General features: G+C 68.2%; 14 protein-coding genes and 1 pseudogene. 8 read left to right on the forward strand and 7 right to left on the reverse strand.

Annotated elements, in window-relative coordinates; genetic code table 11:
- Positions 1 to 76 precede the first annotated feature (76 nt).
- The 3 genes from NGJ44_RS20910 to fdxA all read right to left on the reverse strand — a co-directional run bounded on the left by NGJ44_RS20910 (position 77) and on the right by fdxA (position 2,668).
- A complete protein-coding gene (locus NGJ44_RS20910) occupies positions 77 to 1,303 on the reverse strand; it encodes a polyhydroxyalkanoate depolymerase (protein WP_251865570.1) in 1,227 nt (408 codons plus the stop codon).
- 221 nt (positions 1,304 to 1,524) lie between these two features.
- Positions 1,525 to 2,301 carry a ferredoxin--NADP reductase gene (locus NGJ44_RS20915; RefSeq protein ID WP_251865572.1) on the reverse strand — a complete coding sequence of 259 codons (777 nt, stop codon included), beginning with the start codon at positions 2,299 to 2,301 and terminating at the stop codon, positions 1,525 to 1,527.
- A gap of 43 nt (positions 2,302 to 2,344) precedes the next feature.
- Entirely contained in the window at positions 2,345 to 2,668 is a 324-nt protein-coding gene (gene fdxA / locus NGJ44_RS20920; RefSeq protein WP_053246068.1) for a ferredoxin FdxA, read from the reverse strand.
- Between the two features lie 24 nt (positions 2,669 to 2,692).
- On the opposite strand from fdxA, the gene pncB reads away from it, so the two are divergent.
- Both pncB and NGJ44_RS20930 read left to right on the forward strand, forming a co-directional pair.
- Positions 2,693 to 4,000 (forward strand): nicotinate phosphoribosyltransferase, encoded by a 1,308-nt coding sequence (gene pncB, locus NGJ44_RS20925; protein WP_369798780.1) that lies wholly within the window; start codon positions 2,693 to 2,695, stop codon positions 3,998 to 4,000.
- Positions 4,001 to 4,069: 69 nt separating this feature from the next.
- The gene (locus NGJ44_RS20930; protein ID WP_053246070.1) at positions 4,070 to 4,423 is read left to right on the forward strand and encodes a RidA family protein; all 354 of its coding nucleotides are present in this window, start codon (positions 4,070 to 4,072) and stop codon (positions 4,421 to 4,423) included.
- Positions 4,424 to 4,596: 173 nt separating this feature from the next.
- Here the strand turns inward: NGJ44_RS20930 and NGJ44_RS20935 are convergent, their stop codons facing one another.
- Together NGJ44_RS20935 and NGJ44_RS20940 are read right to left on the reverse strand one after the other, a co-directional pair.
- Positions 4,597 to 5,055 (reverse strand): flavodoxin family protein, encoded by a 459-nt coding sequence (locus tag NGJ44_RS20935; RefSeq protein WP_251865578.1) that lies wholly within the window; start codon positions 5,053 to 5,055, stop codon positions 4,597 to 4,599.
- Positions 5,056 to 5,165: 110 nt separating this feature from the next.
- Positions 5,166 to 6,017, reverse strand: coding sequence for a M90 family metallopeptidase (locus NGJ44_RS20940; protein ID WP_053246522.1), 852 nt, complete (start codon positions 6,015 to 6,017; stop codon positions 5,166 to 5,168).
- Positions 6,018 to 6,155: 138 nt separating this feature from the next.
- Here NGJ44_RS20940 and NGJ44_RS20945 point away from each other — a divergent pair, with 138 nt between their 5' ends.
- Complete coding sequence (locus NGJ44_RS20945) at positions 6,156 to 8,432, forward strand: RelA/SpoT family protein (RefSeq protein WP_251865574.1); 2,277 nt, start codon at positions 6,156 to 6,158, stop codon at positions 8,430 to 8,432.
- Between the two features lie 16 nt (positions 8,433 to 8,448).
- On the opposite strand, the gene NGJ44_RS20950 is transcribed toward NGJ44_RS20945, so the two are convergent.
- Positions 8,449 to 9,762 carry an MFS transporter gene (locus NGJ44_RS20950; protein ID WP_053246523.1) on the reverse strand — a complete coding sequence of 438 codons (1,314 nt, stop codon included), beginning with the start codon at positions 9,760 to 9,762 and terminating at the stop codon, positions 8,449 to 8,451.
- Between the two features lie 136 nt (positions 9,763 to 9,898).
- On the opposite strand from NGJ44_RS20950, the gene argE reads away from it, so the two are divergent.
- The 5 genes from argE to NGJ44_RS20975 all read left to right on the forward strand — a co-directional run bounded on the left by argE (position 9,899) and on the right by NGJ44_RS20975 (position 14,900).
- The gene (argE, locus tag NGJ44_RS20955) at positions 9,899 to 11,050 is read left to right on the forward strand and encodes an acetylornithine deacetylase (RefSeq protein ID WP_053246524.1); all 1,152 of its coding nucleotides are present in this window, start codon (positions 9,899 to 9,901) and stop codon (positions 11,048 to 11,050) included.
- A 125-nt stretch (positions 11,051 to 11,175) separates the two neighbouring features.
- The gene (trpB, locus tag NGJ44_RS20960; protein ID WP_251865576.1) at positions 11,176 to 12,375 is read left to right on the forward strand and encodes a tryptophan synthase subunit beta; all 1,200 of its coding nucleotides are present in this window, start codon (positions 11,176 to 11,178) and stop codon (positions 12,373 to 12,375) included.
- Positions 12,376 to 12,380: 5 nt separating this feature from the next.
- Positions 12,381 to 13,241 carry a tryptophan synthase subunit alpha gene (trpA, locus tag NGJ44_RS20965; RefSeq protein ID WP_251865577.1) on the forward strand — a complete coding sequence of 287 codons (861 nt, stop codon included), beginning with the start codon at positions 12,381 to 12,383 and terminating at the stop codon, positions 13,239 to 13,241.
- Positions 13,242 to 13,279: 38 nt separating this feature from the next.
- Positions 13,280 to 14,155, forward strand: a complete 876-nt coding sequence (gene accD / locus NGJ44_RS20970; RefSeq protein WP_053246765.1) for an acetyl-CoA carboxylase, carboxyltransferase subunit beta — start codon at positions 13,280 to 13,282, stop codon at positions 14,153 to 14,155.
- Between the two features lie 199 nt (positions 14,156 to 14,354).
- Positions 14,355 to 14,900: an acyloxyacyl hydrolase gene (locus NGJ44_RS20975; protein WP_053246766.1), complete on the forward strand. Its 546-nt coding sequence runs from the start codon at positions 14,355 to 14,357 to the stop codon at positions 14,898 to 14,900.
- A gap of 286 nt (positions 14,901 to 15,186) precedes the next feature.
- Here the strand turns inward: NGJ44_RS20975 and NGJ44_RS20980 are convergent.
- Positions 15,187 to 15,601: pseudogene (locus NGJ44_RS20980) on the reverse strand (ribonuclease E/G); the annotation flags it as partial.

A 15,601-nucleotide genomic window follows, 5' to 3' on the forward strand; every position in this document is an offset into this window, starting at 1 on the left:
AAAGGCTCGTCGGGCGCCGGCAAAAAAAATGCCGGAAGCATCCGGCATTTTAGGACAGCGCCGCCGGGCGGCGTATTCAGGCGTGGCTGCGGATGAACTGGGCGATCTTGGGGCAGATCATCTCGCGCCAGCGGCGTCCCGAGAAAATGCCGTAATGGCCGCAGTTCGGCGCGGTGTAGTGCATCTTGCGCTCGGCGGGTATGCCCTTGCAGAGCTTGATGGCCGCGCGCGTCTGGCCCTGGCCGGAAATGTCGTCCAGCTCGCCCTCGATGGTGAAGAGGGCCGTGCCCTTGATGTCGGCCGGCCGGACGGGCTGGCCATCGACTTCCCAGGTGCCGTTCGGCAGTTGGAATTCCTGGAACACGATGCGGATGGTGTCGAGGTAGAACTCGGCCGGCATGTCGAGCACGGCGTTGTATTCGTCGTAGAAGCGGCGGTGCGCCTCGGCGTCGCTGTCGTCGCCGCGCAGCAGGTCGAGGTAGAAATCGTAGTGCGACTTCATGTGGCGGTCGGGGTTCATGGCCATGAACCCCGCGTGCTGCAGAAAGCCCGGATACACCTTGCGTCCCGCGCCGGGGTAGCGGGCGGGCACCGGGTGGATCACCTGGTTCTCGAACCACGAATACGGCTTGGTGGTGGCCAGCCGGTTGACCTGGGTGGGAGACTGGCGCGGATCGATGGGGCCGCCCATCATGACCATGCTGCGCGGCAGGCAGGGGTCTTTGGCGGAGGCCATGAGCGACACCGCCGCCAGCACGGGCACGGTGGGCTGGCAGACGGACATCACGTGCACGTCCGGGCCCAGCAGGCGGATGAATTCCTGCACGTACCGCACGTAGTCGTCCAGATGGAAGGGGCCGGCCGACAGCGGAACCATGCGCGCATCCACCCAGTCGGTCACGTAGACGTCGTGCGCGGGCAGCAGCGCGCGCACCGTGTCGCGCAGCAGCGTGGCGTGGTGGCCCGACAGCGGCGCCACCAGCAGCACCTTGGGGTCGGAGGCGCTGGCCCGGCGCACGTCGCGCTGGAAGTGCACCAGCCGGCAGAACGGCTTGTCCATGGCCACGGCTTCGGTCACCCGCAGCTGCCTGCCGTCGATCTGCGTGGAGGGCAGGTTCCAGGCGGGTTTCTGGTATTCCTTGCCGATGCGGTGCATCAGCTCGCAGCCCGCGGCCATCTGGCGCGAGATCGGCGTATAGGCCAGGGGGCTGTAGGGGCTGGAGAACAGCTGGGATCCGGCGTCCGTGAATGCTGCGAACGGCGTCAGAAAAGCGCGCTGCATTTCGTGCAATTGGTACAGCATTTTCTAGATGTCCCTCGGGCTTGCGTGTGTCCCGATTATTGCGCCGGGAAGTATGGTTATTCCGAATTGGTCTGAAGAATCAGCCGGAAAACCCAGTCATCTGTTGCGAAAAAGCGACCCCCGAGTCCGTTTGGCCCCAGTTTATGGCGGGGCGCAAGCGTCGTCGCGGCATCCGATGGATGATTTATGGGCTAGGGCGGCGTTGCGCAAGCCCCGGGCGCCTACCAGTAGTTCTCGACCGCCAGGTTGCCGGGAATGCCCCGGCGGCCGGGCTTGAAACCCCGGTCGCCCAGCAGCTTGCGCGCGTCGGCCAGCATGGCCGGGTTGCCGCACAGCATGACCTTGGCCGTTTCGGCGTCCAGCGTCCTGCCGGCCAGGCGTTCCAGGCCGCCGTCGGCGATGAGCGTGGTGATGCGCGCCCGGGGCATGCCCGGCAGCGTCTCCCGCGTGGCGATGGGCAGGTAGACGAGCTGCGCGCCGCCCGGGCGCCCGCGCATGGCTTCGATTTCCGCGCGGTAGGCCAGTTCGGCCGCCGTGCGCACGCCATGCACCAGGATGATCCGTTCGTAGGACTGCCAGACCGATTCGTCGCGCAGAATGGAAAGATAGGCGGACAGGCCCGTGCCGGAGGCGAGCAGCCAGAGGTCGCCCCCGGGCGCGAAGCGCTCGAGGGTCAGGAAACCGAAGGGCGTCTTGTCGATGTAGAGCGCGTCGCCGGGGGCGAGGCGCGCCATGCGGGGGCTGAATTCGCCCTCGGGAACCACGATGGAATAAAACTCCAGGGCGTTTTCGCCGGGCGCGGACACCATGGAATAGGCGCGCCACAGCGTGGGCGGGCCGTCGGGGGCTTCGGAGCCCGGCAGACCGACGCGGGCGAACTGGCCCGGCAGGAATTCGAATGCGCGGTCGCGCGTCACGCGCAGGGAAAACAGCTTGTCGGGCACCCAGGTATGGACGCTGGTGACGGTCTGGCGCGTATATTTGGTTTCGTCGGTCATCGGGTGTTGCGCAGGGCGGGCGGCGCGCCCGGCCCGGCGCGGGTCATTTTTCCAGGTATTGCAGCTTGTCCTGGACGCCGTTCCATTCGTCGGCGTCGGGCAGGGGTTTCTTGGCCCGGCTGATGGTGGGGAATTCCGGCGAGAGTTCCGCGTTGATGGCGATGAACTTGAGCTGGTCCTGCGGCACGTCTTCCTCGGCGTAGATCGCGTTGGCGGGGCATTCGGGGATGCACACCGCACAGTCGATGCATTCGTCGGGGTCGATCACCAGGAAGTTCGGCCCCTCGCGAAAACAGTCCACCGGGCACACGTCTACACAGTCGGTGTACTTGCACTTGATACAGTTTTCGGTGACTACGTGGGTCATGCGGAACTCCGGGTCGGCGGCTTTATGTATGTTTTGCCTTGGGATTTTACCCAATGCCGCAGGACTGCGCCCCGAATACCCGTGCTGTCAGCGTGGCCCGGCCTGCCGCGGGCCCGTGCCGCTGTGCTATGGTGTCGCGAAACGATACGCGCAACCATGATTATTACTTCGCTGCTCGATACCGATCTGTACAAATTCAGCATGATGCAGGTGGTGCTGCATCATTTTCCGGCTGCGCAGGTCGAGTACCGCTACAAGTGCCGCACGCCAGGCGTCAATCTGCGCCCCTACCTGGACGAGATCCGCGAGGAAATCCGCCAGCTGTGCCAACTGCGCTTCACCGACGACGAACTGCAGTATCTCGGCGGCCTGCGTTTCATCAAGAGCGATTTCGTCGATTTCCTCGGACTGTTTCACCTGCCCGAGCGCTGCATCCACGTGGGCGAGGGCGCGGAGCCGGGCGAGATATCCATCGAGGTGAAAGGCCCCTGGCTGCACACCATCCTGTTCGAGATCCCGGTGCTGGCCATCGTCAACGAGGTCTACTTCCGCAATACGCGCAAGAACCCCGACTGGGAAGAAGGCCGCAAGCGGCTGCAGTCCAAGATGCACCTGGTGCTCGACGATCCGGCGCTGGCCGATTTCCGGGTGGCGGAATACGGTACGCGGCGGCGCTTCTCCAAGGTGTGGCACGAAGAAGTCGTCTCCACCATGAAAGAGCAGATGGGTCCGCATTTCGCGGGCACGAGCAACGTCCTGCTGGCCAAGCGGCACGGCGTGCTGCCCCTGGGCACCATGGGCCACGAATACCTCCAGGCCTGCCAGGCGCTGGGGCCGCGCCTGCGCGATTCGCAGGTGTTCGCCCTCGAGGTCTGGGCCAAAGAGTACCGCGGCGACCTGGGCATCGCGCTGTCCGACGTGTACGGCATGGACGCCTTCCTGCGCGACTTCGACATGTATTTCTGCAAGCTCTTCGACGGCGCGCGCCACGACTCCGGCGATCCGTTCGTCTGGGGCGAGCGCCTGCTCGAGCACTACCGCAAGAACCGCGTCGATCCGCGCGCCAAGACCCTGGTGTTTTCCGATGCGCTGACGTTTCCGCGCGCCATCGAGCTGGCGCGGCAGTTCTCGGGGCGCTGCAAGGTGTCTTTCGGCATCGGCACCAATCTCACCAACGACCTGGGCCACGAGCCCCTGCAGATCGTCATGAAGATGGTCCGCTGCAACGGGCAGCCGGTGGCCAAGGTGTCCGACGCGCCCGAAAAGACCATGTGCGACGATCCGGCCTACCTGGCCTACCTGCGCCAGGTCTTCCAGTTGCCGCCCGCCTGAGCGCGGACGCGGTACAGTCCGATTTCGAGTTTTCTTTTCAACCATTCATCCGTTTCCGGGGGATTACCCATGAGCAGCATCAAGCGCGTCAACGTCGAAAAACGCCTGTCCGACATGGCCGTGTACAACGGCGTGGCCTACCTCGCCGGCCAGGTGCCCGATGACGCCTCGCTGGACATCACCGGCCAGACCGCCCAGGTGCTCGCCACCATCGACCGCCTGCTGGCCGAGGCCGGCACCGACAAGTCCAAGATCCTGATGGCCCAGATCTACGTCGCCAACATGAAGGAATTCGACGGCATGAACAAGGCCTGGGACGCCTGGGTGGCCGACGGCAACGCGCCGCCCCGCGCCACGGTCGAGGCCCGCCTGGCCAACCCGGACTACAAGGTCGAAATCGTGGTGACCGCCGCGGTCGCTTAAGAAGCGTCCGCTTGCCGAGGACCGTCCGTCAAGAAACGTCCGTTAAGAGCCATCCGTTAAGAGACGGCCATCGGGAGCCATGCGCCCGCCGACGCCTGGCGTCGGCACCCGTTCCTGCCCACGCCCGCCGGCCGCCGCGCCGGCGGGCGTTCGTTTTTCGGGAGGGGGATGTCCTACCCCTGCAGCAGCAACAGTCCGGCCAGCAGGCCGCCCAGTTCCTCGCAGCGCGCCAGCTCGGCCGCCGGCACGGTCTTGGGCGCCAGGATGGCCTGCGGCGTCTGGGCGTCGAGCCGCACGATGACCGGGGGCGCGGCTTCGCGCAGGCGCCATCCGGTGCAGATGCGCGCCGCCTGGCGCGCCGCGCCTTCGCCGTCGCTGCCGGCGCTGATGGCCAGGGCGTAGGCGCGGCCCGGTATGCGGTCCAGCACCGGGTAGTAGCAGCGGTCGAAGAATTCCTTCATTTCTCCGCTCAGGCTGGCCAGGTTCTCGGGCGCACAGAAGAGGTAGCCGTCGCTGGCCAGCACGTCATCGGGCATGGCGTCGGCCGCGCGGCGCAGCGTCGCGGCGAAGTTCGCGGCTTCTTCCAGTTCTTCGGCGGCCCGCGTTGCGCCGCGCGCCGCCGCCTCGGCCATCTGGCGCGCCGCGCCGGTGCGCGAATGCCACACGATGAGCAGGCGCTTGGCGGAGCCGGCCGCGCCTCCGGGGACCGCGACGGCGGCGCCTGCGGAGCGGTCCGGCCGGCTCATGGCCCGCCCTCCAGCCGCGCCAGCCGCTCCAGCGGGTCCTGGCGGTAGTAGGCGCGCAGCAGCCCGTACCATTGCGGCAGGGCCTCGGCCAGGGGCGCGGGATCGACGAAGAAATGCTCCGAGCTCACGGCGAAGAATTCCGCTTCGTCGGTCGCGGCGTACGGGTCCAGCGGCAATTGTCCGTACCAGGCGTCGGCCTCTTCGCTTTCGGGGTCGATGTGGCGCGGAATGGCGGCCTCGACCGCGTCCAGGGCGGCCGTGAAGCGGTCCAGGCTGTCTTCCAGGACGCGCCGCCACTGCCGCGGCGGCAGGTCGCGGTGCGCCGCCAGGCCCGGCATGCCGTCGGCTTCGCCCGCCTGCAGGTCCAGCTTGTGCGCGAATTCGTGGATGACCACGTTGAAGGCGTCCGCGCGCGCTTGCGCGTCTTCCCAGGACAGCACCACCGGACCGCCTTCCCAGGCTTCGCCGGCGGCGTCTTCCACGTATTCGTGCACCACGCCGGCCGCGTCCTGGCGGGTGCGCGGGATACGGAAGCCGGCGGGGTAGACGATGATCTCGTTCCAGCCCTCGTACAGGGAGGGCGGGAGGTTGAGAATGGGCAGGCTGGCCTGGGCGGCGATGGACAACGCCATGAAGTCGGACACCTCCATGCCCTGGGCGCCGTTGATGTGCTTGCTGGCCAGCAGCCATGCGCTGCGGGCCAGCAATTGCGCGCGCTCGGCTTCGTCGAGGGCGCGCAGGAAGGGATAGGCGTCGAGCACCCTGCGCCACAGTTCGGGGTCGATGCGGGCCTGCAGCTCGGCCACTTCCGATGGCCGGGCGCCCAGGCCCTTGAGCCAGCGCAACATGGATTCCGGTTCCTTGCTTATTGCCTCGGGCCCCGCCGCGCCGCCCGGGACGGGCCGGCTACGCGGGGTTCCTTTTGGAGTGCACAGGCCCTAGTGTAGAGTGTCGGAATTCCCAACCAAACCCTAGCTGCGCCCGTAATGCCCGCCCCGTCCGCTCCCGATGCGTCCCAGCCCTTCGATGCTTCCTGGAGGCAGGAAGCCACCGCGGGCCTGGAACCCGGCGACCTGACCCTCATCGACCGCGCCGTGGCCTGGGCCGAACCCCGGTACGAGGGCCAGAAAGCCCAGACCGGCGAGCCCATGGCCGCGCACGGCGCGGGGGTGGTGCGCATCCTGGCGGGCATGCATACCGACGCCGCCACGCGCGGCGCCGCCTTGCTGGCGGCCATCCCCACCGACCTGTCCGCGCCCGCGCCCGCCTTGCGCGACGATCCCGTCGCGGCCGAATTCGGGGCCGAGGTGGCGCGGCTGGTGCAGGGCGCGCGGGCGCTGCTCAGGCTGGGAGTGGTGGCGCGCCAGGCCAGCGACGCCGCGGCCGGCAGCGGCACGCAGAAAGAGATGCAGCGCAAAATGCTGCTGGCCATGGCGGCCGACCTGCGCATCGTGCTCATGCGGCTGGCCTCCAGGTTGCAGACGCTGCGCTGGCATGCCGAGAGCAAGACGCCCTGTTCGGCCGCCTTCGCGCGCGAGACGCTGGACCTCTACGCGCCGCTGGCCAACCGGCTCGGCATCTGGCAGATCAAATGGGAAATGGAAGACCTGGCCTTCCGTTTCCTGGAACCCGACAGGTACAAGCAGATCGCGCGGCTGCTCGAAGAAAAGCGCGTCGAGCGCGAGGCCTTCATCGCCGACGCGGTCGGGCGCCTGAAGCGCGCGCTCGAGCGCGCTGGCATCCCGGCCGAAGTGAGCGGCCGGCCCAAGCACATCTACAGCATCTGGAACAAGATGCGCATCAAGCGCCTGGACTTTTCCCAGCTCTACGACCTGCGCGCGCTGCGCGTCATCGTGGAGGACGTGCGCGCCTGCTACACCGCCCTGGGCCTGGTGCACGAGATGTGGACGCCCATGCCCGAGGAGTTCGACGACTATATCTCACGGCCCAAGCCCAACGGCTACCGCTCGCTGCACACCGTGGTGGCCGACGCCGACGGGCGGCCGTTCGAGGTCCAGATCCGCACGCGCGAGATGCATCAGTTCGCCGAATACGGCATGGCCGCGCACTGGCGCTACAAGGAGGCGGGCGCCAAGGGCGGGCAGGTGGCGGCTTCGAGCGAATACGATCGCCAGCTTGCCTGGATGCGGCAGCTTCTGGCCTGGAACAGCGAGGTCGAGGCGGGCGGCGCGCCCAAGGCGCCGGACGAGGCGCGGCCGGCTCCCCGCGGCGGCGGCCGGGGACGCCATGCCGCCGCCGCGCCCGCGCAGGGCGAAGACCGCATCTACGTGCTCACGCCGCAGGCGCGCGTGATCGAGCTGCCGGCCGGCGCCACGCCGGTCGATTTCGCCTATCACCTGCACACCGACCTCGGCCACCGCTGCCGGGGCGCGCGGGTGGACGGGCAGATGGTGCCGCTGCAGACGCGGCTGTCCACCGGCCAGACCGTGGAGATCATCGCCGCCAAGGCCGGCGGCCCTTCGCGCGACTGGCTCAACCCGCAGCTGGGCTTCCTGGCCAGTCCGCGGGCGCGGGCCAAGGTGCGCATGTGGTTCAACGCCATCGAGTTGCAGCAGCGCATCACCCAGGGCCAGGCGCTGGTCGAGAAAGAGCTGCAGCGCCTGGGCAAGACGGCCGTCAACCTGGAGCAGCTGGCGCAGAACCTGGGCTTTGCCCGCGCCGACGATCTCTACGTGGCGGCCGCCAAAGACGAATTCAGCCTGCGCCAGATTGACGCGCTGTTCCAGCAGCCCGCGCCGGCCGCCGAGCCCCAGCCGGCGGCCTTGCGCGGCGCCAGCGCCGACAGCGCCGAAAAGAGCGGCAAGAGCGGCGTGCTGGTGGTGGGCGTGGGGTCGCTGCTCACGCAGCTGGCGCGCTGCTGCCGGCCGGCCCCGCCGGACGCCATCTCGGGCTTCGTCACGCGCGGGCGCGGCGTGTCCATCCACCGCAGCGACTGCCACAGCTACCAGGCCCTGGCCGCGCGCGAGCCCGAGCGGGTCATCGAGGTGGCCTGGGGCAAGACGTCGGACACTTTTTATCCCGTGGACATCAGCGTGCGCGCGCACGACCGCCCGGGGCTGCTGCGCGACCTCTCCGAAGTCTTCGCGCGCCTGCGACTCAATGTGGTGGGGGTGAACACCCAGAGCCGGCAGTCGCTGGCCCACATGGTGTTCACGGTGGAGGTGCGCGGCGGCGAAGGCCTGTCCCGCGCGCTGGACGCCCTGGCCGAGGTGCCGGGCGTATCGTCGGCGGTGCGCCGCTAGGGCGCACGCCCGCGGCTCAGTGGTCCAGCGCGTCGCCGGCGCGTTCGCGCATGAAGAACGAGGCCGCCAGGCCCAGGGCCACGCCGAACATCACGTAGTAGGCGGGCGCCATGGGCGAGCCCGTGGTCTTGATGAGCCAGGTCACGATGAACTGCGCGAATCCGCCGAAGATCATCACGGCCACGTTATAGGCCAGCGACAGGCCCACCGAACGCACCCGGGCCGGGAACAGCTCGGCCATGACCGTGCTGAACACGCCGAAGAAGGCCGAGACGAACAGGCACACCACCACTTGCACGGTGAGCAGGCGGCCGATGGAGGGCGCGCCGGAAAGCCAGGCGTAGAGCGGGTAGAGCACCAGCAGGTAACCGATGAGCGAGCCGATGACCAGCGGACGGCGGCCGACGCGGTCGGACCATGCGCCCATGAACGGGGTCAGCACCACCATGAGGGCGGCGCCCGCCATCTGCACCATGAAGGTCTTGTCCAGCGGCAGCTTCAGGGTCTGGGTGGAGTAGGTGACCAGGTAGGTGAAGGTGATGTAGATGGACACCGTGGCCGTCACCACCAGGCCCACGCCGATCAGGGTTTCGCGCGTGTGGCTGGCGAGCATCTGGCCCAGGCTCAGGCGCTGCGCCATGCCGCGCGCGGCCGCCTGGCGCTCTTCTTCCTGGATTTGCCGGAAGGCCGCCGTTTCGTCGATGTTGCGGCGGATGTAGAGCGCGATGGGTACGATCACCAGGCCCAGCGCGAACGGAATGCGCCAGGCCCAGTCGGCGATCTGCTGCGGCGTGAAGAATTCGGTGATGAGCGTGCCGCACGCCGCGCCGATCAGCAGCGCCAGCATCTGCCCCGCCATTTGCCAGGAGCCGTAGAAGCCGCGTTTGCCCGCGGGCGCCATTTCGATGAGCAGGGCGGTCGAGGTGCCGAATTCGCCGCCCGCCGAGAAGCCTTGCAGCAGCCGGGCGATGAGGATGACGATGGGCGCCAGGATGCCCGCCGCATGGTAGGTGGGCGCCACCGTGATCAGGGCGATGGACACCGCCATCAGCGAGGTGACCAGCACCATGGCGGCCTTGCGTCCCTTTTTGTCGCCGTAAAGTCCCAGGATGATGCCGCCCACCGGGCGCATGAAGAAGCCCACGCCGAAGATGGCCGTGGTCATCAGGATGGCGTTGAGATCGCTGCCCGGAATGTTGGGGTCGGTCGGAAAGAACAGTTTCGAGATGATCGGCGTCATGAACGCGAACACCAGGAAGTCATACCATTCGAGCGCGTTGCCGATCACGGCGGCCGCAATGTTGCGGGTGGGTACTGCAGAGTGCTGCACGGTTTCTCCTTGGGGGCGGGATGAGTCCCAGGCCGCAATTGTAGGAGCAAGCCGGAGAGCGGGCCGCGCGGGCGGAGCCGGCCACGCAGCCCCTCGCGGGGATTACACTCTGGTTTTTACCCGTGAGAGCAGTGACATGAACGCGCGCACCTGGCTGGAAACGCTGGTTGGCTTCGACACCACCAGCCGGAATTCCAATCTGGCCCTGATCGAAACCGTACGAGACTGGCTGAAGGGCCAGGGCGTGGAGGCGTGGCTGGCGCACAATCCCGAAGGCAACAAGGCCAACCTGTTCGCCACCCTGCCGGCCCGGGACGGCGGCGTGCAGGGCGGCATCGTGCTGTCCGGCCACACCGACGTGGTGCCCGTGGACGGCCAGGACTGGAACACCGATCCCTTCAAGCTGGCCGAGCAGGACGGCCTGCTCTACGGCCGGGGCAGTTGCGACATGAAGGGCTTCATTGCCGGCGCGCTGGCCCTGGTGCCCGAGTTCCTGGCCATGCCGCGCAAGAAGCCCATACACCTGGCGTTTTCGTACGACGAGGAAGTCGGCTGCGCCGGCGCGCCCTACATGCTGGCCGACCTGCAGGAGCGGGGCATCCGTCCCGAGGGCTGTGTGGTGGGCGAGCCCACCGGGATGCAGGTGGTGGTGGCCCACAAGGGCATCAACCTCTTCCGCTGCAAGGTCCATGGCAAAGCGGCGCACTCCTCGCTGACGCCGCGCGGCTGCAACGCCATCGAATACGCCGCGCGCCTGATCTGCCGCATCCGCGATCTGGCCGACGGGTTCAAGGCCAAGGGCCCCTACGACCAGTTCTACGACGTGCCGTTCACCACCATGACCACCAACCAGATCCGGGGCGGCATCGCGGTGAACACCATTCCCGAGTTCTGCGAGTTTTCCTACGAATTCCGCAACCTGCCCGGCATGCGACCCGACGACATCCAGGCCGAGGTGGAGCGCTACGTGCGCGAGGAACTGCTGCCGCGCATGCGGGCCGAGTACGAAGACGCCCGCATCGAGATCGAAACCGGCGCGGCCGCGCCCGCGCTGGAGGCGTCGGAGCAGGAAGCCATCACCAGGCTGGTGCGCGCGCTGACCGAAGACCGCGCCACGCGCAAGGTGGCCTACGGCACCGAGGCGGGGCTGTTTCAGGGCATCGGCATCCCGACCGTGGTCTGCGGCCCGGGCCACATCGAGCAGGCCCACAAGCCCAACGAGTACGTGGCGCTGGACCAGCTCGCCGCCTGCGAGAATTTCCTGCGCCGCCTGGGCCAGTCGCTCTGAGTCGCCGGCGGGCGCGCCGGGCGGCTGCGAGCCCGCTGGCGCGCCCGTCAGGTAAAATGGCAGGTTGCTATCCGGATCCGCCGGCGGCGCGCGTGCGCCGCGGCCGCGGCCGGGGGAGATGCTCGGTGAAACCTTACGATTTTCCAGATGCCCAGGGTCATTTCGGCCCCTACGGAGGCGTTTTCGTGGCGGAAACGCTCATGCACGCGCTCGACGAGCTGCGTGCGGCCTATGACCGCTATCGCGTCGACCCGGCCTTCCTGGAAGAGTTCAACTACGAGCTCAAGCATTTCGTGGGCCGCCCCAGCCCCGTCTACCATGCCCGCCGCTGGTCGGAAAAGCTGGGCGGCGCGCAGATCTGGTTCAAGCGCGAAGACCTCAACCACACCGGCGCGCACAAGGTCAACAACTGCATCGGCCAGGCGCTGCTCGCCAAGCGCATGGGCAAGCCCCGCGTCATCGCCGAAACCGGCGCCGGCCAGCACGGCGTGGCCACGGCCACGGTTGCCGCCCGCTACGGCATGGAATGCGTGGTCTACATGGGCAGCGAAGACGTCAGGCGGCAGGCTTCCAACGTCTACCGCATGAAGCTGCTGGGCGCCACGGTGGTGCCCGTCGACTCCGGATCGCGCACGCTCAAGGACGCGCTCAACGAGGCCATGCGCGACTGGGTCACCAACATCGAGAACACCTTCTACATCATCGGCACCGTCGCCGGCCCGGACCCCTATCCGCGCATGGTGCGCGATTTCCAGACCGTGATCGGCAACGAATGCCTGGCGCAGATGCCCGAGGCCATCGGCCGCCAGCCCGACTACGTGGTGGCGGCGGTGGGCGGCGGCTCCAATGCCATGGGCATCTTCCACCCCTATATTCCCTACGAAAACGTGCGGCTCATCGGCGTCGAAGCGGCGGGCGAGGGCATGGAAACCGGCCGCCACGCCGCCTCGCTCGCGGCGGGCCAGGTGGGCGTGCTGCACGGCAACCGCACCTACGTCATGCAGGACGCGGACGGCCAGGTGCAGGAAACGCATTCGGTCTCCGCCGGGCTGGACTATCCCGGCGTGGGCCCCGAGCATGCCTGGCTGAAGGATTCGGGCCGCGCCGAATACGTGGGCATCACCGACGACGAGGCGCTGCAGGCTTTCCACGACTGCTGCCGCACCGAGGGCATCATGCCCGCGCTGGAGTCCTCGCACGCCATCGCGCAGGCGGTCAAGATGGCGCCCACCCTGCCGCGCGAATCCGTCATCCTGGTCAACCTGTCGGGCCGCGGCGACAAGGACATGCACACCGTCGCCGAGCGCGCGGGCATCCCGCTCTGAACACCATGACAACTTCCATCGACCGCATCGCCGCCGCCTTCGCGCGCACCGCCGGATCCGGCCGCGCCGCGGCGCTGATCCCCTACATCGCCGCTGGCGATCCTTCTCCCGCCGCCACCGTGCCGCTCATGCATGCGCTGGTCGAGGCCGGCGCGGACGTGCTGGAGCTCGGCGTGCCGTTCTCCGATCCCATGGCCGACGGCCCCGTCATCCAGCGCGCCGCCGACCGGGCCATCGCGCAGGGCGTGGGCCTGGCCCGCGTGCTCGAACTGGTGGCCGAGTTCCGCCGGCGCGACGCCGATACGCCCGTGGTCCTGATGGGCTACGCCAATCCCATCGAGCGCATGGGACAGGCCGAATTCGTCCGCCGCGCCCGCGAGGCGGGCGTGGACGGCGTGCTGGTGGTGGACTATCCCCCCGAAGAGGTGGTCGAATTCGCGGCCCTGCTCGACGAGGCGGGCATCGCGCCGATCTTCCTGCTGGCTCCCACCACTACCGAAGCGCGCATCGAGGCGGTCGGCAAGGTGGCGCGCGGCTACGTGTATTACGTGTCGCTCAAGGGCGTCACGGGGGCGGGTTCGCTCGACACCGACGATGTGGCCCGCCGCGTGGCGCTCATCCGCAAGCACGTCCGCATTCCGGTGGGCGTGGGCTTCGGCATCCGCGATGCCGAGAGCGCGGCCCGCGTGGCGCGCGAGGCGGACGCCGTGGTCATCGGCAGCAAGCTCATCGAGACCATGGAGCAGGCGGTGGCCCAGGCCCCCGAGGGCCGGCGGACCGAAGCGGCGGTGGCCGCCGCCGGCGGCTGGCTGCGCACCGTCCGGCAAGCGCTGGATCAAGTCAAACGAGAAAACGCGCCGGCCTGAGCGGCCAGGGCGCGAGACGCTAACGGGATGAAAAATCAATGAGCTGGATCGACAAACTCCTGCCTCCTCGCATCAACAAGAACAACGACAACACCGCGCGGCGCGTGCCCGAAGGCCTGTGGGTCAAGTGCCCCTCGTGCGAATCGGTGCTGTACAGCGAAGACCTGGCGGCCAACCTGCACGTCTGCCCCAAGTGCGACCATCACATGCGCATCGGCGCGCGGGCGCGCATCGACTCGCTGCTCGACATGGAAGGCCGCGTCGAAATCGGCCAGACCACGCGCTCGGTCGATTCCCTGAAGTTCAAGGACACCCGCAAGTATCCCGAGCGCCTGCAGGAAGCCGTGAAGCAGACCGGCGAAACCGACGCGCTGGTGGTCGTGAGCGGTTCCATCCGCGGCGTTCCGGCCACGCTGGCCTGCTTCGAATTCGAGTTCATGGGCGGCTCCATGGGCTCGGTCGTGGGCGAGCGCTTCGCGCGCGGCGTGCAAGCCGCTCTCGACAACAAGACCCCGTTCATCTGCGTGGCCGCCTCGGGCGGCGCGCGCATGCAGGAAAGCCTGCTGTCGCTGATGCAGATGGCCAAGACCAACGCCATGCTCACGCGGCTGGCCGCGGCCCGGCTACCTTTCATCAGCGTGCTCACCGACCCCACCATGGGCGGCGTGTCGGCCAGTTTCGCCTTCATGGGCGACGTGGTCATCGCCGAGCCCAAGGCGCTCATCGGCTTCGCCGGTCCGCGCGTGATCGAGCAGACGGTGCGCGAGAAGCTGCCCGAAGGCTTCCAGCGCGCGGAGTTCCTGCTGCAGAAGGGCGCCATCGACATGGTGGTGGACCGCCGCCAGCTGCGCGAGGAAATCGCGCGCCTGCTGGCCCTGCTCACCAGCCAGCCCGCGGACGTCGTCACGGCTTGAACGGCCGGGCCCGCCGGCGCCCCGGCAGGCTGGCGCCGCGCGGCAAGAGGCGCCGGCTTGTCACGGCAAATTGCGGTTCGGCGGCGGAACAGTGTTTTCCATGCAGGATGTTGCAAGGCCGCGACATCGAGCGACCGGGCCGGCGCGCTTTTTGCTATGTTGCCGGGTACAGAAACTCTTTATGTTTACCGGAGTCCCAATGCAGTCGACCAAGAAGAAAATGCTCACCCGCCTCGCCGGCCTGGCACTTGCCGGCTACGCCACGCTTGCTGGCGCACAGACCAGCGGCTCGCAGGGCGGCATCAGCGCGCACTATGGCATTGGCGACCATTACCAGCGCTTCACGCTGAACTACGAAACCCCCACGCTCTGGACGTACCAGTTCGGCGGCAACTGGGGCCGCCTGGAGCTGTCCCCCGAACTCGGCGCCTCGTACTGGTGGGCCGACGGTTCGCGCTCGCCGGGCCATGTCTGGCAGTTCAGCGCCATCCCGATGTTCCGCTGGTGGACCGGCGAACGCTTCTACATCGAGGCCGGCATCGGCGCTACCCTGTTCTCCAAGACGCGCTTCGCCGACGAGAACATCAGCACCGCCTTCCAGTTCGGCGATCACGTGGGCCTGGGCTTTCTGCTGACGCCCAACAACCGCATCGGCTTGCGCTACTCGCACTTCTCCAACGCCAGCATCAAGCGCCCCAACCCCGGCCTGGACACGGTGCAGTTCACGTACACCTACCAGTTCTGATCCCCACCGAGTCCAGCGAAGAAAACCCTCCGTCCGGAGGGTTTTTTGTTTGGGCCGCCAGGCAGGGAATGCTTCCGGACCCCAGGGCAGGAAAAGGGCGGTCCATGTTCTTCGTGCGCCTGATGCCCGGTCCGCGGCGTTTCATTGGGGCCGGCAAGCCTGCGGGCGGTCGGGGCGCGGGGCGTTTCCTGTCCGCGCCGGGCCTGCGGCGCGCGCAAAAAAAACCCCGCGACGATTTGTCGCGGGGCGGGCGCGGGCCGGGGCGCCGCGAGGGCGCCGTCCGGCGTCAATGGCGCGTTTCGACCTGCACCAGCGGTTCGCTCGAAACCGGCGGCACGGGCTTGCGCTCGCGGCCCAGGCGCACGGGCGTGTGCGAGGCGGCGATGCGCAACTGGGTCTGGGCGTGGCGCTCGGGATCGGTTTCGATCCATTGCAGCCCCGCCGCATTCACCACCTCGTGCAGCGCCTGGCTCTTGGCCGAAGGCGTGGCGGGCGGAACCACGATGGGCTCGGCGGCCGGCGGCGCGGCGGTTTCGGCCTCGGCCAGCGGCTCGGCCGGCGTCTGCGGGACGGCAGCCGCGGACGCGGGCTCGGCGGCGGCCGGCGCGGGTTCCTGGGCCGTTTCGGCCACGGGCGCTTCGGACTGTTGAGCCGGGACGGGTTCGGCGGACGCCTGGACGGGCTCGGCCTCGGGCTGGATC

This window comes from Achromobacter sp. Marseille-Q4962, from assembly GCF_943737005.1.
Classification (GTDB): domain Bacteria; phylum Pseudomonadota; class Gammaproteobacteria; order Burkholderiales; family Burkholderiaceae_B; genus Achromobacter.